General features: G+C 66.5%; 15 protein-coding genes. 6 read left to right on the top strand and 9 right to left on the bottom strand.

The window, feature by feature from the left end:
- Positions 1–40: 40 nt before the first annotated feature.
- Positions 41–727, top strand: a complete 687-nt coding sequence (locus C8C93_RS21365; protein ID WP_121508925.1) for a hypothetical protein — start codon at positions 41–43, stop codon at positions 725–727.
- Between the two features lie 40 nt (positions 728–767).
- Here the strand turns inward: C8C93_RS21365 and C8C93_RS21360 are convergent, their stop codons facing one another.
- Complete coding sequence (locus C8C93_RS21360; RefSeq protein WP_055401124.1) at positions 768–1,157, bottom strand: VOC family protein; 390 nt, start codon at positions 1,155–1,157, stop codon at positions 768–770.
- A gap of 174 nt (positions 1,158–1,331) precedes the next feature.
- Between C8C93_RS21360 and C8C93_RS21355 the strand changes: the two genes are divergently transcribed.
- Complete coding sequence (locus tag C8C93_RS21355) at positions 1,332–1,931, top strand: flavin reductase family protein (RefSeq protein ID WP_121508219.1); 600 nt, start codon at positions 1,332–1,334, stop codon at positions 1,929–1,931.
- Positions 1,932–1,964: 33 nt separating this feature from the next.
- On the opposite strand, the gene C8C93_RS21350 is transcribed toward C8C93_RS21355, so the two are convergent.
- From C8C93_RS21350 to C8C93_RS21340, 3 genes are all read right to left on the bottom strand, one after another.
- Complete coding sequence (locus C8C93_RS21350; protein WP_121508218.1) at positions 1,965–2,306, bottom strand: DUF1330 domain-containing protein; 342 nt, start codon at positions 2,304–2,306, stop codon at positions 1,965–1,967.
- Positions 2,307–2,494: 188 nt separating this feature from the next.
- Positions 2,495–3,904, bottom strand: coding sequence for a DUF2130 domain-containing protein (locus tag C8C93_RS21345; RefSeq protein ID WP_121508924.1), 1,410 nt, complete (start codon positions 3,902–3,904; stop codon positions 2,495–2,497).
- A 72-nt stretch (positions 3,905–3,976) separates the two neighbouring features.
- Positions 3,977–4,897, bottom strand: coding sequence for a LysR family transcriptional regulator (locus tag C8C93_RS21340; protein WP_121508923.1), 921 nt, complete (start codon positions 4,895–4,897; stop codon positions 3,977–3,979).
- A 116-nt stretch (positions 4,898–5,013) separates the two neighbouring features.
- Between C8C93_RS21340 and C8C93_RS21335 the strand changes: the two genes are divergently transcribed.
- The 3 genes from C8C93_RS21335 (at position 5,014) to C8C93_RS21325 (ending at position 8,252) form a co-directional block, all read left to right on the top strand.
- Positions 5,014–5,850: a pirin family protein gene (locus C8C93_RS21335; protein ID WP_121508217.1), complete on the top strand. Its 837-nt coding sequence runs from the start codon at positions 5,014–5,016 to the stop codon at positions 5,848–5,850.
- Positions 5,851–5,932: 82 nt separating this feature from the next.
- Positions 5,933–6,577 carry an NADPH-dependent F420 reductase gene (locus tag C8C93_RS21330; protein WP_121508216.1) on the top strand — a complete coding sequence of 215 codons (645 nt, stop codon included), beginning with the start codon at positions 5,933–5,935 and terminating at the stop codon, positions 6,575–6,577.
- A 319-nt stretch (positions 6,578–6,896) separates the two neighbouring features.
- A complete protein-coding gene (locus C8C93_RS21325; RefSeq protein ID WP_121508215.1) occupies positions 6,897–8,252 on the top strand; it encodes an MFS transporter in 1,356 nt (451 codons plus the stop codon).
- 782 nt (positions 8,253–9,034) lie between these two features.
- Here C8C93_RS21325 and C8C93_RS21320 read toward each other — a convergent pair.
- Entirely contained in the window at positions 9,035–9,793 is a 759-nt protein-coding gene (locus tag C8C93_RS21320; protein ID WP_121508214.1) for a tyrosine-protein phosphatase, read from the bottom strand.
- A 97-nt stretch (positions 9,794–9,890) separates the two neighbouring features.
- Here C8C93_RS21320 and C8C93_RS21315 point away from each other — a divergent pair, with 97 nt between their 5' ends.
- Positions 9,891–10,763, top strand: coding sequence for a helix-turn-helix domain-containing protein (locus C8C93_RS21315; protein WP_233559531.1), 873 nt, complete (start codon positions 9,891–9,893; stop codon positions 10,761–10,763).
- Here C8C93_RS21315 and C8C93_RS21310 read toward each other — a convergent pair.
- The 4 genes from C8C93_RS21310 to C8C93_RS21295 form a co-directional block, all read right to left on the bottom strand.
- Complete coding sequence (locus tag C8C93_RS21310) at positions 10,724–11,062, bottom strand: DUF2834 domain-containing protein (RefSeq protein ID WP_121508212.1); 339 nt, start codon at positions 11,060–11,062, stop codon at positions 10,724–10,726. The two genes, C8C93_RS21315 and C8C93_RS21310, sit on opposite strands and share 40 nt — an antisense overlap.
- 149 nt (positions 11,063–11,211) lie before the next feature.
- Positions 11,212–11,562 (bottom strand): DUF4124 domain-containing protein, encoded by a 351-nt coding sequence (locus C8C93_RS21305; protein WP_121508211.1) that lies wholly within the window; start codon positions 11,560–11,562, stop codon positions 11,212–11,214.
- Between the two features lie 71 nt (positions 11,563–11,633).
- Entirely contained in the window at positions 11,634–12,230 is a 597-nt protein-coding gene (locus tag C8C93_RS21300; RefSeq protein ID WP_233559530.1) for a YbhB/YbcL family Raf kinase inhibitor-like protein, read from the bottom strand.
- A gap of 115 nt (positions 12,231–12,345) precedes the next feature.
- Positions 12,346–13,122 (bottom strand): helix-turn-helix transcriptional regulator, encoded by a 777-nt coding sequence (locus tag C8C93_RS21295; protein ID WP_121508210.1) that lies wholly within the window; start codon positions 13,120–13,122, stop codon positions 12,346–12,348.
- Positions 13,123–13,144 lie beyond the last annotated feature (22 nt).

Raw genomic sequence — 13,144 nt, 5'->3', positions numbered from 1 at the left:
CACCCCTACCGCCACCCACGACACCGCCTGCAGCAGCGACATGGCGGGCACCCCGCCGTCCACCAAACACCTGCCCATTGCGGCCCGCCAGCCCGCCGAGGTCGTGCGCGAATACGGCCCCTTTGGCGGCGCCAGCACCATCCACGGCGTGACGCACGATGGCCAGCGGGTGTGGGCCGCCACGGGCGAACACCTGGTGGGTTTTGACCCGGCCAGCGGCGCCACCACCCGCACGCTCAACGTGGTGTGCGACGCAGGCACGGCGTTTGACGGCACGCACCTGTACCAGATCGCTGAATCACGCATCGACAAGATCGACCCCGCCACGGGCCAGGTAGTGGCCACCATCCCCGCACCGGGCGGCGGCAACGATTCAGGCCTGACCTGGGCCGAAGGCAGCCTGTGGGTAGGCCAGTACCGTGACCGCAAGATCCACCAGATCGACCCGTCCACGGGTGCGATCCGCCGCACCATCGAATCCAACCGGTTTGTGACCGGTGTGACCTGGGTGGACGGCGAGCTGTGGCACGGCACCTGGGAGGGCGAAGAAAGCACCCTGCGCCACATCGACCCCACGAGCGGCGCCGTGCTGCAGCAGCTCGATATGCCGCAAGGCGTGGGTGTGAGCGGGCTCGAATCGGATGGGGCCGGGCTGTTCTACTGCGGTGGTGGCGGCAGCGGCAAGGTGCGCGCCGTGCGTCGGCCCGGCGCACACACGCCCGCTTGAAGATCAGAAAACCGATGCGCTGAGCCGGTCGGCCCGGCCGTCACGCCGCTGGCTTGGGTGGGCGGTGCAACGCGCAGATCTTGTTGCCGTCCGGGTCGCGCAGGTACGCCAGGTAGAGCTTGCCGCCAGGGCCTTCGCGGTAGCCCGGTGGGTCTTCGCAGGTGGTGCCACCGTTGGCCACACCGGCCGCGTGGAAAGCATCGGCCTGCTCGGGCGACTGCATGGCAAAGCCGATGGTGCCGCCATTGGCAAAGGTGGCGGGCTCGCCATTGATGGGGGTGCTGATGCAGAAGGTGCCGGTGGGGCCCCGGTAGAAATACCGGTTCTTGTTGGCGACACCCGGGGGCACACCGATGGTGCCGAGCAGCGCGTCGTAGAACTTCCGGGACACCTCCAGATCGTTCACACCGACCATCACATGACTGAACATAGCTTCTTGTCTCCGTAGTGCCCCCCGGGGGGCAGTGGTTGATAGGCCCGGGGATGTTACCGGCCCTGCACCCACCCGGCGCGCACGCTGGCGACACGGCCACACACGGCAGTCTGGTTTCAGATCAAAATGCCATCTACCGCTTATCCAACAAGCGCCACCAGCTATGAAATCATGAGCAACCCCGGCCCACTACATTCGCCCCGAGTCCCCCACATCGCCCCCGTCCCCCTCGACAAGGCCTACCGCCTGCTCAACCACGGCCCCACGGTGCTGGTGTCGGCAGAGCATGCGGGCCGGCACAACGTGATGGCTGCATCGTGGGCCTGTGCGCTGGACTTTGCACCGCCCAAGGTGACGGTGGTGCTCGACAAAGCGACACGCACGCGCGAGCTGGTGGAAGCCAGTGGCGAGTTCGCATTGCAGTTGCCCACCCTGCCCATGGCGGCGATGACCGTAGCCCTTGGCACCGACAGCGCCAAGACCCACCCCCACAAACTGCAGCAACACGGCGTGGAGCTGTTCCACGCCCCTGGCCATGCCACCCCGCTGGTACAGGGCTGCGCCGCCTGGCTGCTGTGCCGCGTCATCCCCGAGCCCCACAACCAGCAGACCTACGACCTGTTTATCGGCGAAGTAGTGGCCGCCTGGGCGGACGAGCGCGTGTTCCGCCACGGGCACTGGGAGTTCGACACCGCGCCCGATGCGCTGCGTACGCTGCACTACGTGGCGGGTGGGCAGTTTTATGCGACGGGGGCGTCGGTGACGGTGTAGCCCCGGGGCCCGTGTCTGTGCCCGGAGGAGCATTCAGGCCTTGACCCCCAGCTTGGCCAGCAAGGACTCTGCGCGGTAGTTCGGTTCCGCCACCCCATCCAGCAGAAACACCGTGGATTGCGCGTGCTGCGCACGCAGTGGAATCAGCTCGGCATAGGCTGGCGATTCGTACCAGGCACGCGCCTGCGCCATGGCCGGGAAGCTGATGATGATGCAGTTCCCATCGAACACGCCTTCCTTGACCTCTGCCCGGGTGCCATGCACGAGGAAGGCCCCGCCATAAGGCGTGAGGGTCGCGTCGATGCGCTGCAGGTAGGTGACGATATCGGGGCCGAATTGCAGATTGCTCAACAGGCCAACGGCATAGGCAGACATATCTGGGGCTCCTTTCTGGTCTCTCAGTGAGTTGGTTGGCTGCGGTTTCGGTGTGTATGCACAGACGCAGCGCGCGTCTTCAATGCCGCTTTACGCTGGCAACCGACCCGCAAGGACCACTGTAGAAAAAGGCGCTCCGCTTGGCGATTACCTCAGAGGTCAAGGTTTGGCGCCGCAATGCTCTTGCATCACTCCCCGTCCAAAAGCCCCACCTGCTTGAGCTCTGCAAACTTGGCCGCCATCGTCGGGTTGCCGCGGGTCAGCTTCTTGATCGTGAGGTCTTCGGCCTTGTCGTTGGCCAGGCGCAAATTGTTGGCCGACTTGTGCAGCGCCTCCTTGGTCTTCTCCAGGTCCTTGATGGCCTCGTCAATGCGCCGCACGGCCTCCTCAAACCCGTCTGACGCCAGGCGCCAGTTGCGCCCAAACGCGCCCTTGAACTCCTCCAGCTGCGATTCGAACTTGGTGATGTCCAGGTTCTGTGCCTTCACCAGCGCCAGCTCCGACTTGTACTGCAGCGACTTCATCGCAGCGTTGCGCAGCAGCGTGATGATGGGGATGAAGAACTGCGGCCGCACCACGTACATCTTGGGGTAGCGGTAGAACATGTCCACGATGCCGGTGTTGTACAGCTCGCTTTCGGGCTCCAGCAGCGACACCAGCACCGCATACTCGCAGCCCTTTTCAGTGCGGTCCTTGTCCAGCTCTTTCAAGAAGTCTTCGTTGCGCTTCTTCGTGGCCGTCTCGTCGCTCTCGTTCTTCATCTCGAACATGATCGAAACGATCTCGTTGCCCGCCTCGTCCGCATCGCGAAAGATGTAGTCGCCCTTGCTGCCGCTGCGCGCGTCGTTGTCCTTCTCAAAGTACGCGCGGGGAAACGCCGTGGCGCGGATGCGGTTGAACTCCGTCTCGCAGTGCTGCTCCAGCGTCTCGCCCACCATCTTGGTCGACAGGCGCGCCTTCATGTCCCGCAGCCGCGCAATCTCGCCGTCGCGGTCGCGCAGCTGCAGGGCGAACTGCTCCTTGATGGCGGCCTCCTCCAGCTGCTTTTTCACCACCACCAGGTTCAGGTCGTTCTTGAGCTCGTCGCGCTCCCGCGCCACCACCGTGACTGCCTCGGTCACCGCCAGCCTGCGCACCACCTCGCCTGCTTCCAGCTGCGATTTCAGCTGCTGAATCTCCGCGTCCTTTTGGGCAGCCACACCTTGCAGCTCCTGCGCCAGCCGCGCTTGTGCCAACTGGTCCGCTGCCTGCTGCGCCTGCCGCGCACGCTCCAGCTCATTGGCCAGCGCATCGCGCTGCTTTTCTACCGCGCTCAGGGCGTGCGCCACCGCCAGGTCGCGCTCCACCGCGCCCGCATCCAACTGCGCCTTCAGGGCTTGGATCTGTGCATCCTTGGCGGCTGCCGCCTTCTGCAGCTCATTGGCCACCTGGGCCTGCGCCAGCGCCACCGCATTGCGCTTGTCCTGCTCGGCCAGCTCCAGCCGCTCGTGCAACTGCGCATGGAAATCTGCGTCGCGCACCTGCTTGAGGATATCTGCGTAGCCGGTCTCGTCCACCTTGAAGGCCTTGTTGCAGTGGGGGCAGATGATGTCGTGCATGGCGGTCACCGTGGTCTTGTTTGGTTGGGTGGGGAGCATAGCGGGCAGGAGCGTGAGCGGATTCATGCTGCATCAGCCGCAGGTCTGCGGCGGCAGTTCCTGCATCGCGCCCATCTTGCCGATCACCAGCTCCATGAAGGCAGACACCGCCAAGGGCAGGTAGCGCCGGCTGGGGTACACCATGTGCACGCCGTGGCCCTGCCGGTGGTACTGCGGGAGCACGGGCACCAGCAGGCCAGCGCGCAGATCGCGCTGGGTTAGCGTGGAGGGCAGCAGTGCAATGCCCAGGCCCGCCAGCGCGGCCTTGCGCAAAGCCTGCGCCGTGTTACCGCTGAAGCGGCCCGCCACCTGCACCTCGGCCGGCGCGCCATCCGGCCCCGTCACGCGCCAGGTGGCCTTGCCGCTGGGGTGGCTGAACACCAGGCAGTCGTGGTCTGCCAGGTCTTGCAGCGTGTCCGGCACGCCCTGGCGGGCCACGTAGGCCGGGCTGGCCACCAGGCCATCGTTGCCCGCATCCAGCACCTTGCGCGCAAAGAGGCTTGAGTCCTCCAGGATGCCGCCCCGAAGGGCCACATCAATCCGGTCTGCAATCAGGTCGGCGCGCCCGTCGCTCAGTACAAAGTCCACCCGCACCTTGGGGTGCGCTGTCAGAAACTCGGTTAGCCACTCCATCGCAAAGAAATCAAAAAAATCGGCCGGTGCCGCCACCCGCACCAGGCCACTGGGCTCCTGGTTCACCGCCAGCAACTCCTCGCCCGCATCCATCAGCCCCTCTACCGCGCCGCTACAGCGCTCCAGAAACACCTGGCCCGCGCTGGTAAGCGTGAGATGGCGGGTAGAGCGCTGCATCAGCCGGGTGCCCAGCTGCGCTTCCAGCTGCTGCACCCGGCGGCTCAGGGTGTTGGGCGGCACGCCCAGGCGGCGCGCGGCCTCGGCAAAGCTGCCACAGCGCACCACCTGCACAAAGATGGCCACGTCGTTCAAATCCAGCATGGTAGTGCTCATTCATTCAATTAATGGACGAGTTCAATCATATTGCACCATCTAGTCAATCAATCGATGAATTTTTAAGCTACAGGCATCAGTTCAACACCTCCAAGGTTCTCTTGATGTCTGCACCCGCCACAGCCCCCCGCGCCATCGCCCACCGCACCCGTGGCACCGCGCACGGCCCCATCACCCGTCTCATGAGCCCCGGGGACCTGGGCCAGGTGCTCAAGCCCTTCATCTTTTTGGACCTGGTCCACTTTCAGCCGGGTGCCGCGCAGCAGGGCTTTGGCATGCACCCCCACTCGGGGATCGCCACCGTCACGTTCTTGTCGGAAGGCGATGTTCGCTACGAAGACAGCACCGGCCAAGCGGGCCTGCTGCCTGCGGGCGGTGTGGAATGGATGCGGGCGGGCAACGGCGTATGGCACACCGGCGCCCCCGTGGGCGACACACCGGGCCGGGGCTTTCAGCTGTGGGTGGCCCTGCCCGCCGCGCTGGAAAACGCCCCCGCCCACAGCCAGTACCTCGCCCCTGAGCTGGTGCCACAGGTCGGCCCGGTGCGTGTGCTGCTGGGCGAGTACGGCGCAGCGCACAGCCCGGTGGCGGCGCCCGAGGGCATGACCTATCTGGCCGTGCAGTTGGCCCAAGGTGCGCGCTGGACCTACACCCCGCCCCCCGGCCACACCGTGGCATGGGCAGCAGTGGCCACCGGCGCGCTGACGGCAGGCGAAGCCATTGACGCTGGCGAGCTGGTGGCGTTTGAGCCCAGCAGCCAGGGCATCGACTTTGTGGCCACCCAGGCCACCAGCTTTGTGCTGGGCTCTGCCGTGCCGCACCCGCACGACCTTGTCATGGGCCGCTACTCGGTGCACACCAGCCCGGCCGCACTGGCACAGGGCGCCACAGAAATCCGGCGCATTGCCACGCAACTGCGCCAGGCCGGGCGGCTCGGGTAGTCGTCTAGCCCTTCCATCACGCTTTCTCACCTCACCCGTTCCACCTCACGTCAACCCACTTCATTTCAACAAGGAAAACATCATGAACATCGGCATCATCGGTTCTGGCGCTCTCGGCTCCAACGTGGCCCGCGCATTGGCCAACAAGGGCCTGTCGGCCACCCTCTCCACCCGGCGCGGTCCGGAATCATTGGCCGCGCTGGTGGCCGAACTGGGCCCCACCATCAAGGCGGGCACTGTGGCAGAAGCTGCCGCCGCAGACATCGTGCTCATCGCCGTGCGCTGGGAAGACCTGGGCCAGGCCCTGGGCCCCCTGCCCGCCTGGAACGGCCGCATCGTCATCGACGGCACCAACCCCGTGGCGTTTCTGGACCCCAACTCGCCCGACGCCCAAGACCCCACCAACCCGCTGGCGGCCTACGGCATCAAGGCCATCGACCTGGGCGGGCGCTCGTCCAGCGAAGTGTTCAGCGAATTCGTGCCGGGCGCCCGCGTGGTCAAGGCGTTCAACCACCTGGACGTGAACGTGCTGGCGCAGCCCCAAGTGTCTGGCGGCCAGCGCGCCATGTTCTATGCGGGCGACGATGCCGCCGCCAAGGCCGAAGTGCGCAAGGTGCTGGAAGCCATCGGCTACTTTCCGGTGGACCTGGGCACGCTGGCGGTGGGCGGGCGCTTGTCGGAGCTGCCGTTTGGCGCGTTGTCGAGCACGCAGTTCATCAAGATCTGAGAGGGGTGCCTGCCCAGGCACTTTCAGGGCCCCAGGTGCACCTTGTCTAGCCCAAGGCACCTGGGGTCTAGGCATTTATTGCAAGCGCTGGTCACCGCTGAATTGGTATCCATGGAAGAGGTGCCCGGGGCAGACTCCCTCAGCCCCGCGGGTGTGGCGCCATGAGACTCGGGTTGTGGATGGCTGGATGACAACACGCTGGAGGTGGCGCTGACCGCGATGGACACTAAATACCAGCGGGAAAATGGTCGGGATCATCGGCCATGTGGATGCGTTGACGGAGCGGCGTCATGCGCAGATCAGGGTTAAATTGCACCGCATGCGTACCACCCCTGTTTCTGCACACATCGCCGCCCCCGCCTCCCTCATCGATTCCCCCCAAGCCGCCTGGCGCCTGCTGACCACTCTGGGCCTGGTCGTGCTGGGCAACAGCAGCATGTATGTGGTGTCGGTAGTGCTGCCCGCCGTGCAGGCCGAGTTCGGCGTAGGCCGCGCGGACGCATCGCTGCCCTACACGCTGATGATGGTGTGCCTGGGCCTGGGCGGGCTGTGGACGGGGCGCATGGCGGACCGCCATGGGCTGATGCCGGTGCTGTGCGTGGGGGCGGTGGCGGTGTGTGGCGGCTTTGTGTGGGCGGGGCTGTCGGGCAGCATCTGGGGGTTTGGGCTGGCGCATGGGTTGATGGGGCTGGTGGGCAGCTCGGCCACGTTTGCGCCGTTGATGGCCGACACGGCGCTGTGGTGGAACAAGCGGCGGGGCATTGCGGTGGCTATTTGCGCCAGCGGCAACTACATTGCCGGTGCGCTGTGGCCGCCCATCGTGCAGCACGGCATCGAAGCCATTGGTTGGCGCCAGACCTATGTGCTGATGGGGCTGGTGTGTGGCGCGGGCATGCTGCTGCTGGCGCTGCGCATGCGCCAGCGGGCGCCGATGGTGCTAATGGATGCTGCGGCCGTGGTGCCTGCGTCGTCGTCACCTTCGGCAGGGGGTGCTGCACTGGGTGCTGCTGCTTCACCAGCGACTGCGTCCGCACCTTTGGTTCCCTTGGCACTGGACCGCAGCCGCCCGTTTGGCTTGCGCCCGGTGCACGCGCAGTTGCTGCTGTGCGTGGCGGGCGTGGCGTGCTGTGTGGCCATGGCCATGCCGCAGGTGCACATCGTGGCCTATTGCACCGACCTGGGTTTTGGCGCCGCGCGCGGGGCCGAGATGCTGTCGCTGATGCTGGCGTGCGGCATTGTCAGCCGCCTGGTGTCGGGCGTGATCTGCGACCGCATTGGCGGGGTGCGCACGCTGCTGCTGGGGTCGGCGCTGCAGGGGGTGGGGCTGATGCTGTTTTTGCCGTTTGACGGGCTGGTGCCGCTGTATGTGATCTCGGCGATGTTCGGGCTGTTCCAGGGCGGCATCGTGCCCGCGTACGCCATCATCATCCGCGAGTATTTCGCGCCGCAAGAGGTTGGCGCCCGGGTGGGCGCGGTGATCATGGCCACGCTGATCGGCATGGCGCTGGGGGGCTGGATGTCGGGCTGGATTTTTGACGTGACAGGCAGCTACCAGGCGGCGTTCATCAACGGCATGGGGTGGAACCTGCTGAACCTGTCGATCATGGGCTGGCTGTACTGGCGGGTGCGGCGCCTGGGTGCGACTGGGGGACGGATGCAGCCCAGTGCGGGGTGAGTGTGGCGGGCGTTAGTGTGGTGTTGCACGCTTGACGGCACATTGAAAACCGATGGATTTTTGGTCAGGGCAAGGCGCAAACCACAGCGATACCCGTAGGTATCGCGCGGATTTGCAACGCAACCCTGGCCGAAAAGACGCGGTTTTAAGTGCCGGATAGCGTGCAACACCGCACTAGGGGCTCGCTGGCCCTGCGCCGCCTTCATTTCGTTGAGAATTTTGATCAAATAGGCCTCTAGCGCTTGGTAGTCAAGCGCCAGCAGCTATTGATTTATAAGCAATTGAGCGCTGCAGCATTCGCTCAACAGGCCCCGGCAGGTGCAACCCGATTTTTTTATCGGCCTGCACCTGCCGGGGCCCCACGGGACCGCAGTAGCAGCTGCGGTCCCTGAGCAGGTCGTCGTTGCCTTCGACCCTGTGTTCGGGCTGCTCAGCAAGGCGCTTCTCACCAGGCTGCATGCCTTCATCCCGAAGGTATGCGCCCGGTGCTAGTAGCAACCCTGTCTGTCGCCTTTGCTGTCAGCCTCTCCTCCCTGTTCCCGCCCTTGTGTGCATTTGTTACTTGACTGTAGGGGGTGAGGGAGCGCGGCACAACCTGCGAAAGTTGGTAGGTACGGCGGGTTGTGCGGGGCGAGGGTTCGGCAAAAAGAACCCGCCAACATGGCTCTATCGCCTTGCTGTATTGCATTGGCAGCTTCTGCTTTGATAGCAAACGGAATTTGCACGGCACAAACCCACGCACAGGGTGCCGCGCGATTCTTCGGGGTCTTGGTGCGAATTGGCTACACCGCCGCCTGCAGATAGCGCCCCGCCAGCTCTGTCTGCGCAGCGGCGTCCACGCCCAGCACGTCCACCAGATACGGCTGCAGGCCGCCGAACTCGGTGTCTACCTTGTGCAGGGCGGCGTCCAGAAATTCTTCTTGCACGCGCCACAGCACGGCCAGCACTTCCTCGGGCGCGTGGCTGCCCATGCCCGGCGGGCGCTGGTAGAGGGTGTTGGTGAGCAGGTAGTCGTGCATGACCACGTCGCGCGGCACACCCAGGGTGAGCAGGATGAGGGCGGCGGCGAAGCCGGTGCGGTCTTTGCCAGCGGTGCAGTGGAAGACGGTGGGGGTGTCGCTGGCCAGCAGCAGCTTGAACAGTTCGGCAAAGCGCGGGGCGTTGTCGTGCACAAAGCCGCGGTAGGTGTCTTGCATGAGCCCCACGGCGTCTTGCGCGGTGAGCTGGCGGCCGGTGCGCTGCAGGTCGAGCGCGCGCTGCACCACGGTGGGCTCGATGGCGAGCGGGTGGTAGGCGATGCCGGGCAGCGCGTAGGCGTAGGCGGCGCTTTCGGCCTGGCCGCGAAAGTCCACCGCGCGGGCCACGCCCAGCTGGGCCAGCAGGGCCTGGTCCTCGGGGGTCAGGGCGGCGAGGTGGTCCGAGCGAAAGATGCGCCGCCACTTCACGGGCCGCCCGCCCTGGCCGGTGTAGCCGCCCAGGTCCCGAAAGTTGGTGGCGCCGGCGAGGGGGAGGGATCGGGTGGGGGCTTGCTCTTGCTGCATGGTGCGTGCGGGGAGTGTGGTGGGTGGGGGTATTGAAGCAACAAGGATAGTCGGGCGGTGCGGCAGGCGCATGTCGCACGGGTGGCTGGAGAAATGCATGGGGCGCGACCGTGTGCAGAATCCGGGCATGCAGCGTTTTGTGCCCGTGCCCTCTGATTTGCAGCCCTGGCTGATGGCGGGGGTGGTGGTCGACGCCCCGGCGGAGCTGGCGCAGTCGCATTTTCCGGCGATGGTGTCGAGCATGCTGGTGGTGCGGCTGGCCGGGCAGGTGTGTTGCCAAGGAGCGCTGGTGCCGCCAGCGGCCTGGATCAGCGCCAGCACCACGGCCACGGTGTACGAACACGGTGGGCCGGTGCGGGCCGTGGGGCTGGTGCTGCAGCCTGAAGCCGCGGCGGCGCTGTTTGCCAGCGCACGCGGTTTGGTGAACACGCTGCGGCCGCTGGCAGAACTGGTGGGCCCTGGATGGACCGAGGTGGAGCACGGCGTGCATGCTGCGCGGGATGATGGCGCGCGGATCGCGGTGCTGTGCCAGTTCGTCCGGCAGCAGGTCGCACCGCCGTCACCGTGTGAAGCACGGCGACTGCAAGCCCTGGCCCTCTTGCAGGCGGCCCACGACGATGCCCCAGGCGCGGATCAGCACATGGGCCTGAGCCAGCGGCAGTTTGAACGACGCTTTGTGGCGCACTGGGGCATGGCGCCCAAGCAGTTTCAGGTGATTGCGCGGCTGAACAGCACGCTGGGCAACGCCCTCGCCACGCCCGGCAGCCCGGTGGTGGACCTGGCGGCCGACCAGGGCTACTACGACCAGTCGCACATGGCGCGCGATGTGCGCAGGCTGGCGGGCCACCCGCTGCAGGCCCTGGTGCAGGGCACGCGCAGCCCGCTGACCGCACACTGGCCCTTGCAGATTGGGGCACAGACCCTACCGAATCAGCCTGCCCCACCCTTGGAGCCCACGCGCAAGCGATGAGCCAGGTACAGCGGCATCACACACGCGAGGCCAATGCCAAAGCAGGCCGCGATGTAAGCCCAGCGCCACGCGCCCAGGCTGCGGTCTGCCGCCACCCAGGCGGAGAACGCCACGGCGGCCAGGTACACGTCGCAGGTGATGCCGGTGGTCAATGCATTGGCAAAGGCATCGCGCCAGAAAACGTCGGGCATCACGCTGCCGCCCGCCAAAAAATACACGGTGTTGAAGTACCAAGGGACGGCCAGACCCAGAAGGGCCAGCAGAAGAAAAAATGCGCGCAGGCGGGTGTGGTTTTGCATCGGTGCATGCGGCCCTCGAAAGAGAAAGAGAGAGGCCTTGGGTAGTGAATCAACGCACCGATTGAATCCGCGCAGCCCCCTGGCGGGCTAGGAAAAAAACGACATGCCTTGCACCGGCGGACGAGCCGCTGCACGCCATCTTCATGAACTTACTGCGCGCGCGGCAGCGATGTCACAGCGCCATCCACCGGCAGCTCCTGCGTGCCCTTGGGGCAGGACTGGTCGGTGTAGGTCGTGCGGCCGTCCTTCACGCACTTGCGCGGCTGCGGGGCCACGGGCTCAGACGCTCCACTGTTCGCAGAGCGGGCTTGTGCGGCAGGCTGCTGCTTGCCGGGCGGCAAGGTGTCGGGGCCGGGGCGGGTGATCTTCTTCCAGGCCTGCTCGGTCCACGGCCCGGCGTGGGGCAGCCACTGGTCGGCCGTCCACCATGCGGCGGCTGCGGCGGCCAGCAGCAGTGCGGCCAGAATGGACCAGAGGGTGCGTTCGCGGGTGCTGCGCATGGGGTGGGCCTGTGGTGTGGTGGGTGACCACCAAGCTTAAAACATCACGACGCCCACCCGACCACGCGGTATCACGGCTGCTTGCCTTTGGCCGCAGGGCGCCCGTAGCGCGCCGTGAGCGTGGCCTTGCCCAGGCTGTTGGCGTTGATCATGTAGCCGGCCAGCGCGGCGGTGGCGTCGGCAGGCAAGTCCAGGCGCGGCACCTTGAGCGCGTGCACGGTGAAGATGTAGCGGTGCGGCGCATCGCCTTCGGGCGGGCAGGCCCCGCCCCAGGCGGCCACGCCGTAGTCGATGCGCACATGGCTGGCGCCTGCGGGCAGCTTGGCGCCGCCGGCAGCACCCGCGTCGGGCCGCAGCTCGGTGGCGCTGGCGGGGATGTTGACCACTGACCAGTGCCACCAGCCCGAGCCTGTGGGGGCATCGGGGTCGTAGGCGGTGACGGCGAAGCTTTGGGTGCCTGCGGGTGCACCGCTCCAGCGCAGGGCGGGTGATTGGTTGTCGCCCGCACAGCCAAAGCCCTTGAACTCGAAGCGCTGGGGCAGTGTGCTGCCTTCGACAATGTCGGGGCTGCTGAGCGTGAAGGCGTGGGCGGCAGGGGCCAAGCCGATGGTGGCGAGTGCCGCGATGGCGGCGCCAACGCGAAGGGGGCGTGAAAGTGGGTGGGTCATCTGAAAAGCTCCTTGCAGTAGCGGTGTGAGACAAGGGCTTGATGGTGCTGCGCGCCGCGCCTTCGCATTGGCCCGGCGGCGTCAATGGCTGTGCGCTGCGCGTCAGCCGCAGCAATCAGGGCCGCAGCTGCGAAGGCGGAAAGCCGAAACGTTCGCGGAAGGCCGCGCTGAAGCGGCTGTGCGATTCATAGCCGCAGCGGGCCGCAATCTCGGACACCTGCAGCGCGGAGCTTTGCAGCAGCACCAGCGCCGTCTCCAGCCGCACATCGCGCAGGCACTGGCTCACGGTCTCGCCCTCTTGCGCCAGGCGGCGCTGCAGGGTGCTGGCGCTGGTGGCAAAGGCGGCGGCGATGCGCTCCACCGTCCAGTCGGCCTGCGGGCTGGGGCCGACCAGGCGGCGCACGCGTTCAGCCCAGCCCAGCTCGCCCGGCGGGGCGAAGACGATGCCCGCCTCGGCCAGCATCAGCAGCACTTCGAGCGCGCGGTGTTCGCGCAGTGCCTGCGAGCTGGCATCGCTCTCCAGCGCGGCCACGGCACGCGTGAAACTGTCTTCAAAGGTGGCGTCGGCCGCCAGGCCTGCGCAGCCCTGCACTGGCGGGACGGCTGCAAACTGGCCAAACTGGCGGTGGAACTGCTCCACCAGCTCGGGCGCAAAACACAGGAGCCGCGCCACATAGCGGCCTTGGGGCGCCGGGTCGTTCACCACCTCCCACTGCGCGCCACGCGGCAGCACAAACACCCGCCCGCGGGGGTAGCGGTGGCCGCCGCCGGGCGTGACCAGGTGCTTGGTGCCCGAAACCACCCAGCCCACCGAATCCATGCGCACGGTGACGGTGTGGATGCGGTGGTGGACCGTGGTGGCAATCTGCAAGGACAGTGCGGGTTCGCCCATCGTTCTTTCCCCTGGGGCTCAA

This window comes from Acidovorax sp. 93 (genome assembly GCF_003633835.1).
Taxonomy (GTDB): Bacteria; Pseudomonadota; Gammaproteobacteria; order Burkholderiales; family Burkholderiaceae_C; genus Acidovorax; species Acidovorax facilis.
The sequence above is the reverse complement of the archived record's forward strand: the minus strand, read 5'-3'. Positions and strand labels throughout refer to the sequence as shown.

What these genes read in the sequence shown, in the direction of transcription:
- C8C93_RS21315 (WP_233559531.1), top strand. Translation starts at nt 9,891, where the DNA reads ATGGGGCGCGACCGTGTGCAGAATCCGGGCATGCAGCGTTTTGTGCCC.
- C8C93_RS21365 (WP_121508925.1), top strand. Translation starts at nt 41, where the DNA reads ATGGCGGGCACCCCGCCGTCCACCAAACACCTGCCCATTGCGGCCCGC.
- C8C93_RS21360 (WP_055401124.1), bottom strand. Translation starts at nt 1,157, where the DNA reads ATGTTCAGTCATGTGATGGTCGGTGTGAACGATCTGGAGGTGTCCCGG.
- C8C93_RS21295 (WP_121508210.1), bottom strand. Translation starts at nt 13,122, where the DNA reads ATGGGCGAACCCGCACTGTCCTTGCAGATTGCCACCACGGTCCACCAC.
- C8C93_RS21335 (WP_121508217.1), top strand. Translation starts at nt 5,014, where the DNA reads ATGTCTGCACCCGCCACAGCCCCCCGCGCCATCGCCCACCGCACCCGT.
- C8C93_RS21350 (WP_121508218.1), bottom strand. Translation starts at nt 2,306, where the DNA reads ATGTCTGCCTATGCCGTTGGCCTGTTGAGCAATCTGCAATTCGGCCCC.
- C8C93_RS21340 (WP_121508923.1), bottom strand. Translation starts at nt 4,897, where the DNA reads ATGCTGGATTTGAACGACGTGGCCATCTTTGTGCAGGTGGTGCGCTGT.
- C8C93_RS21310 (WP_121508212.1), bottom strand. Translation starts at nt 11,062, where the DNA reads ATGCAAAACCACACCCGCCTGCGCGCATTTTTTCTTCTGCTGGCCCTT.
- C8C93_RS21320 (WP_121508214.1), bottom strand. Translation starts at nt 9,793, where the DNA reads ATGCAGCAAGAGCAAGCCCCCACCCGATCCCTCCCCCTCGCCGGCGCC.
- C8C93_RS21300 (WP_233559530.1), bottom strand. Translation starts at nt 12,230, where the DNA reads ATGACCCACCCACTTTCACGCCCCCTTCGCGTTGGCGCCGCCATCGCG.
- C8C93_RS21330 (WP_121508216.1), top strand. Translation starts at nt 5,933, where the DNA reads ATGAACATCGGCATCATCGGTTCTGGCGCTCTCGGCTCCAACGTGGCC.
- C8C93_RS21345 (WP_121508924.1), bottom strand. Translation starts at nt 3,904, where the DNA reads ATGCACGACATCATCTGCCCCCACTGCAACAAGGCCTTCAAGGTGGAC.
- C8C93_RS21355 (WP_121508219.1), top strand. Translation starts at nt 1,332, where the DNA reads ATGAGCAACCCCGGCCCACTACATTCGCCCCGAGTCCCCCACATCGCC.
- C8C93_RS21325 (WP_121508215.1), top strand. Translation starts at nt 6,897, where the DNA reads ATGCGTACCACCCCTGTTTCTGCACACATCGCCGCCCCCGCCTCCCTC.
- C8C93_RS21305 (WP_121508211.1), bottom strand. Translation starts at nt 11,562, where the DNA reads ATGCGCAGCACCCGCGAACGCACCCTCTGGTCCATTCTGGCCGCACTG.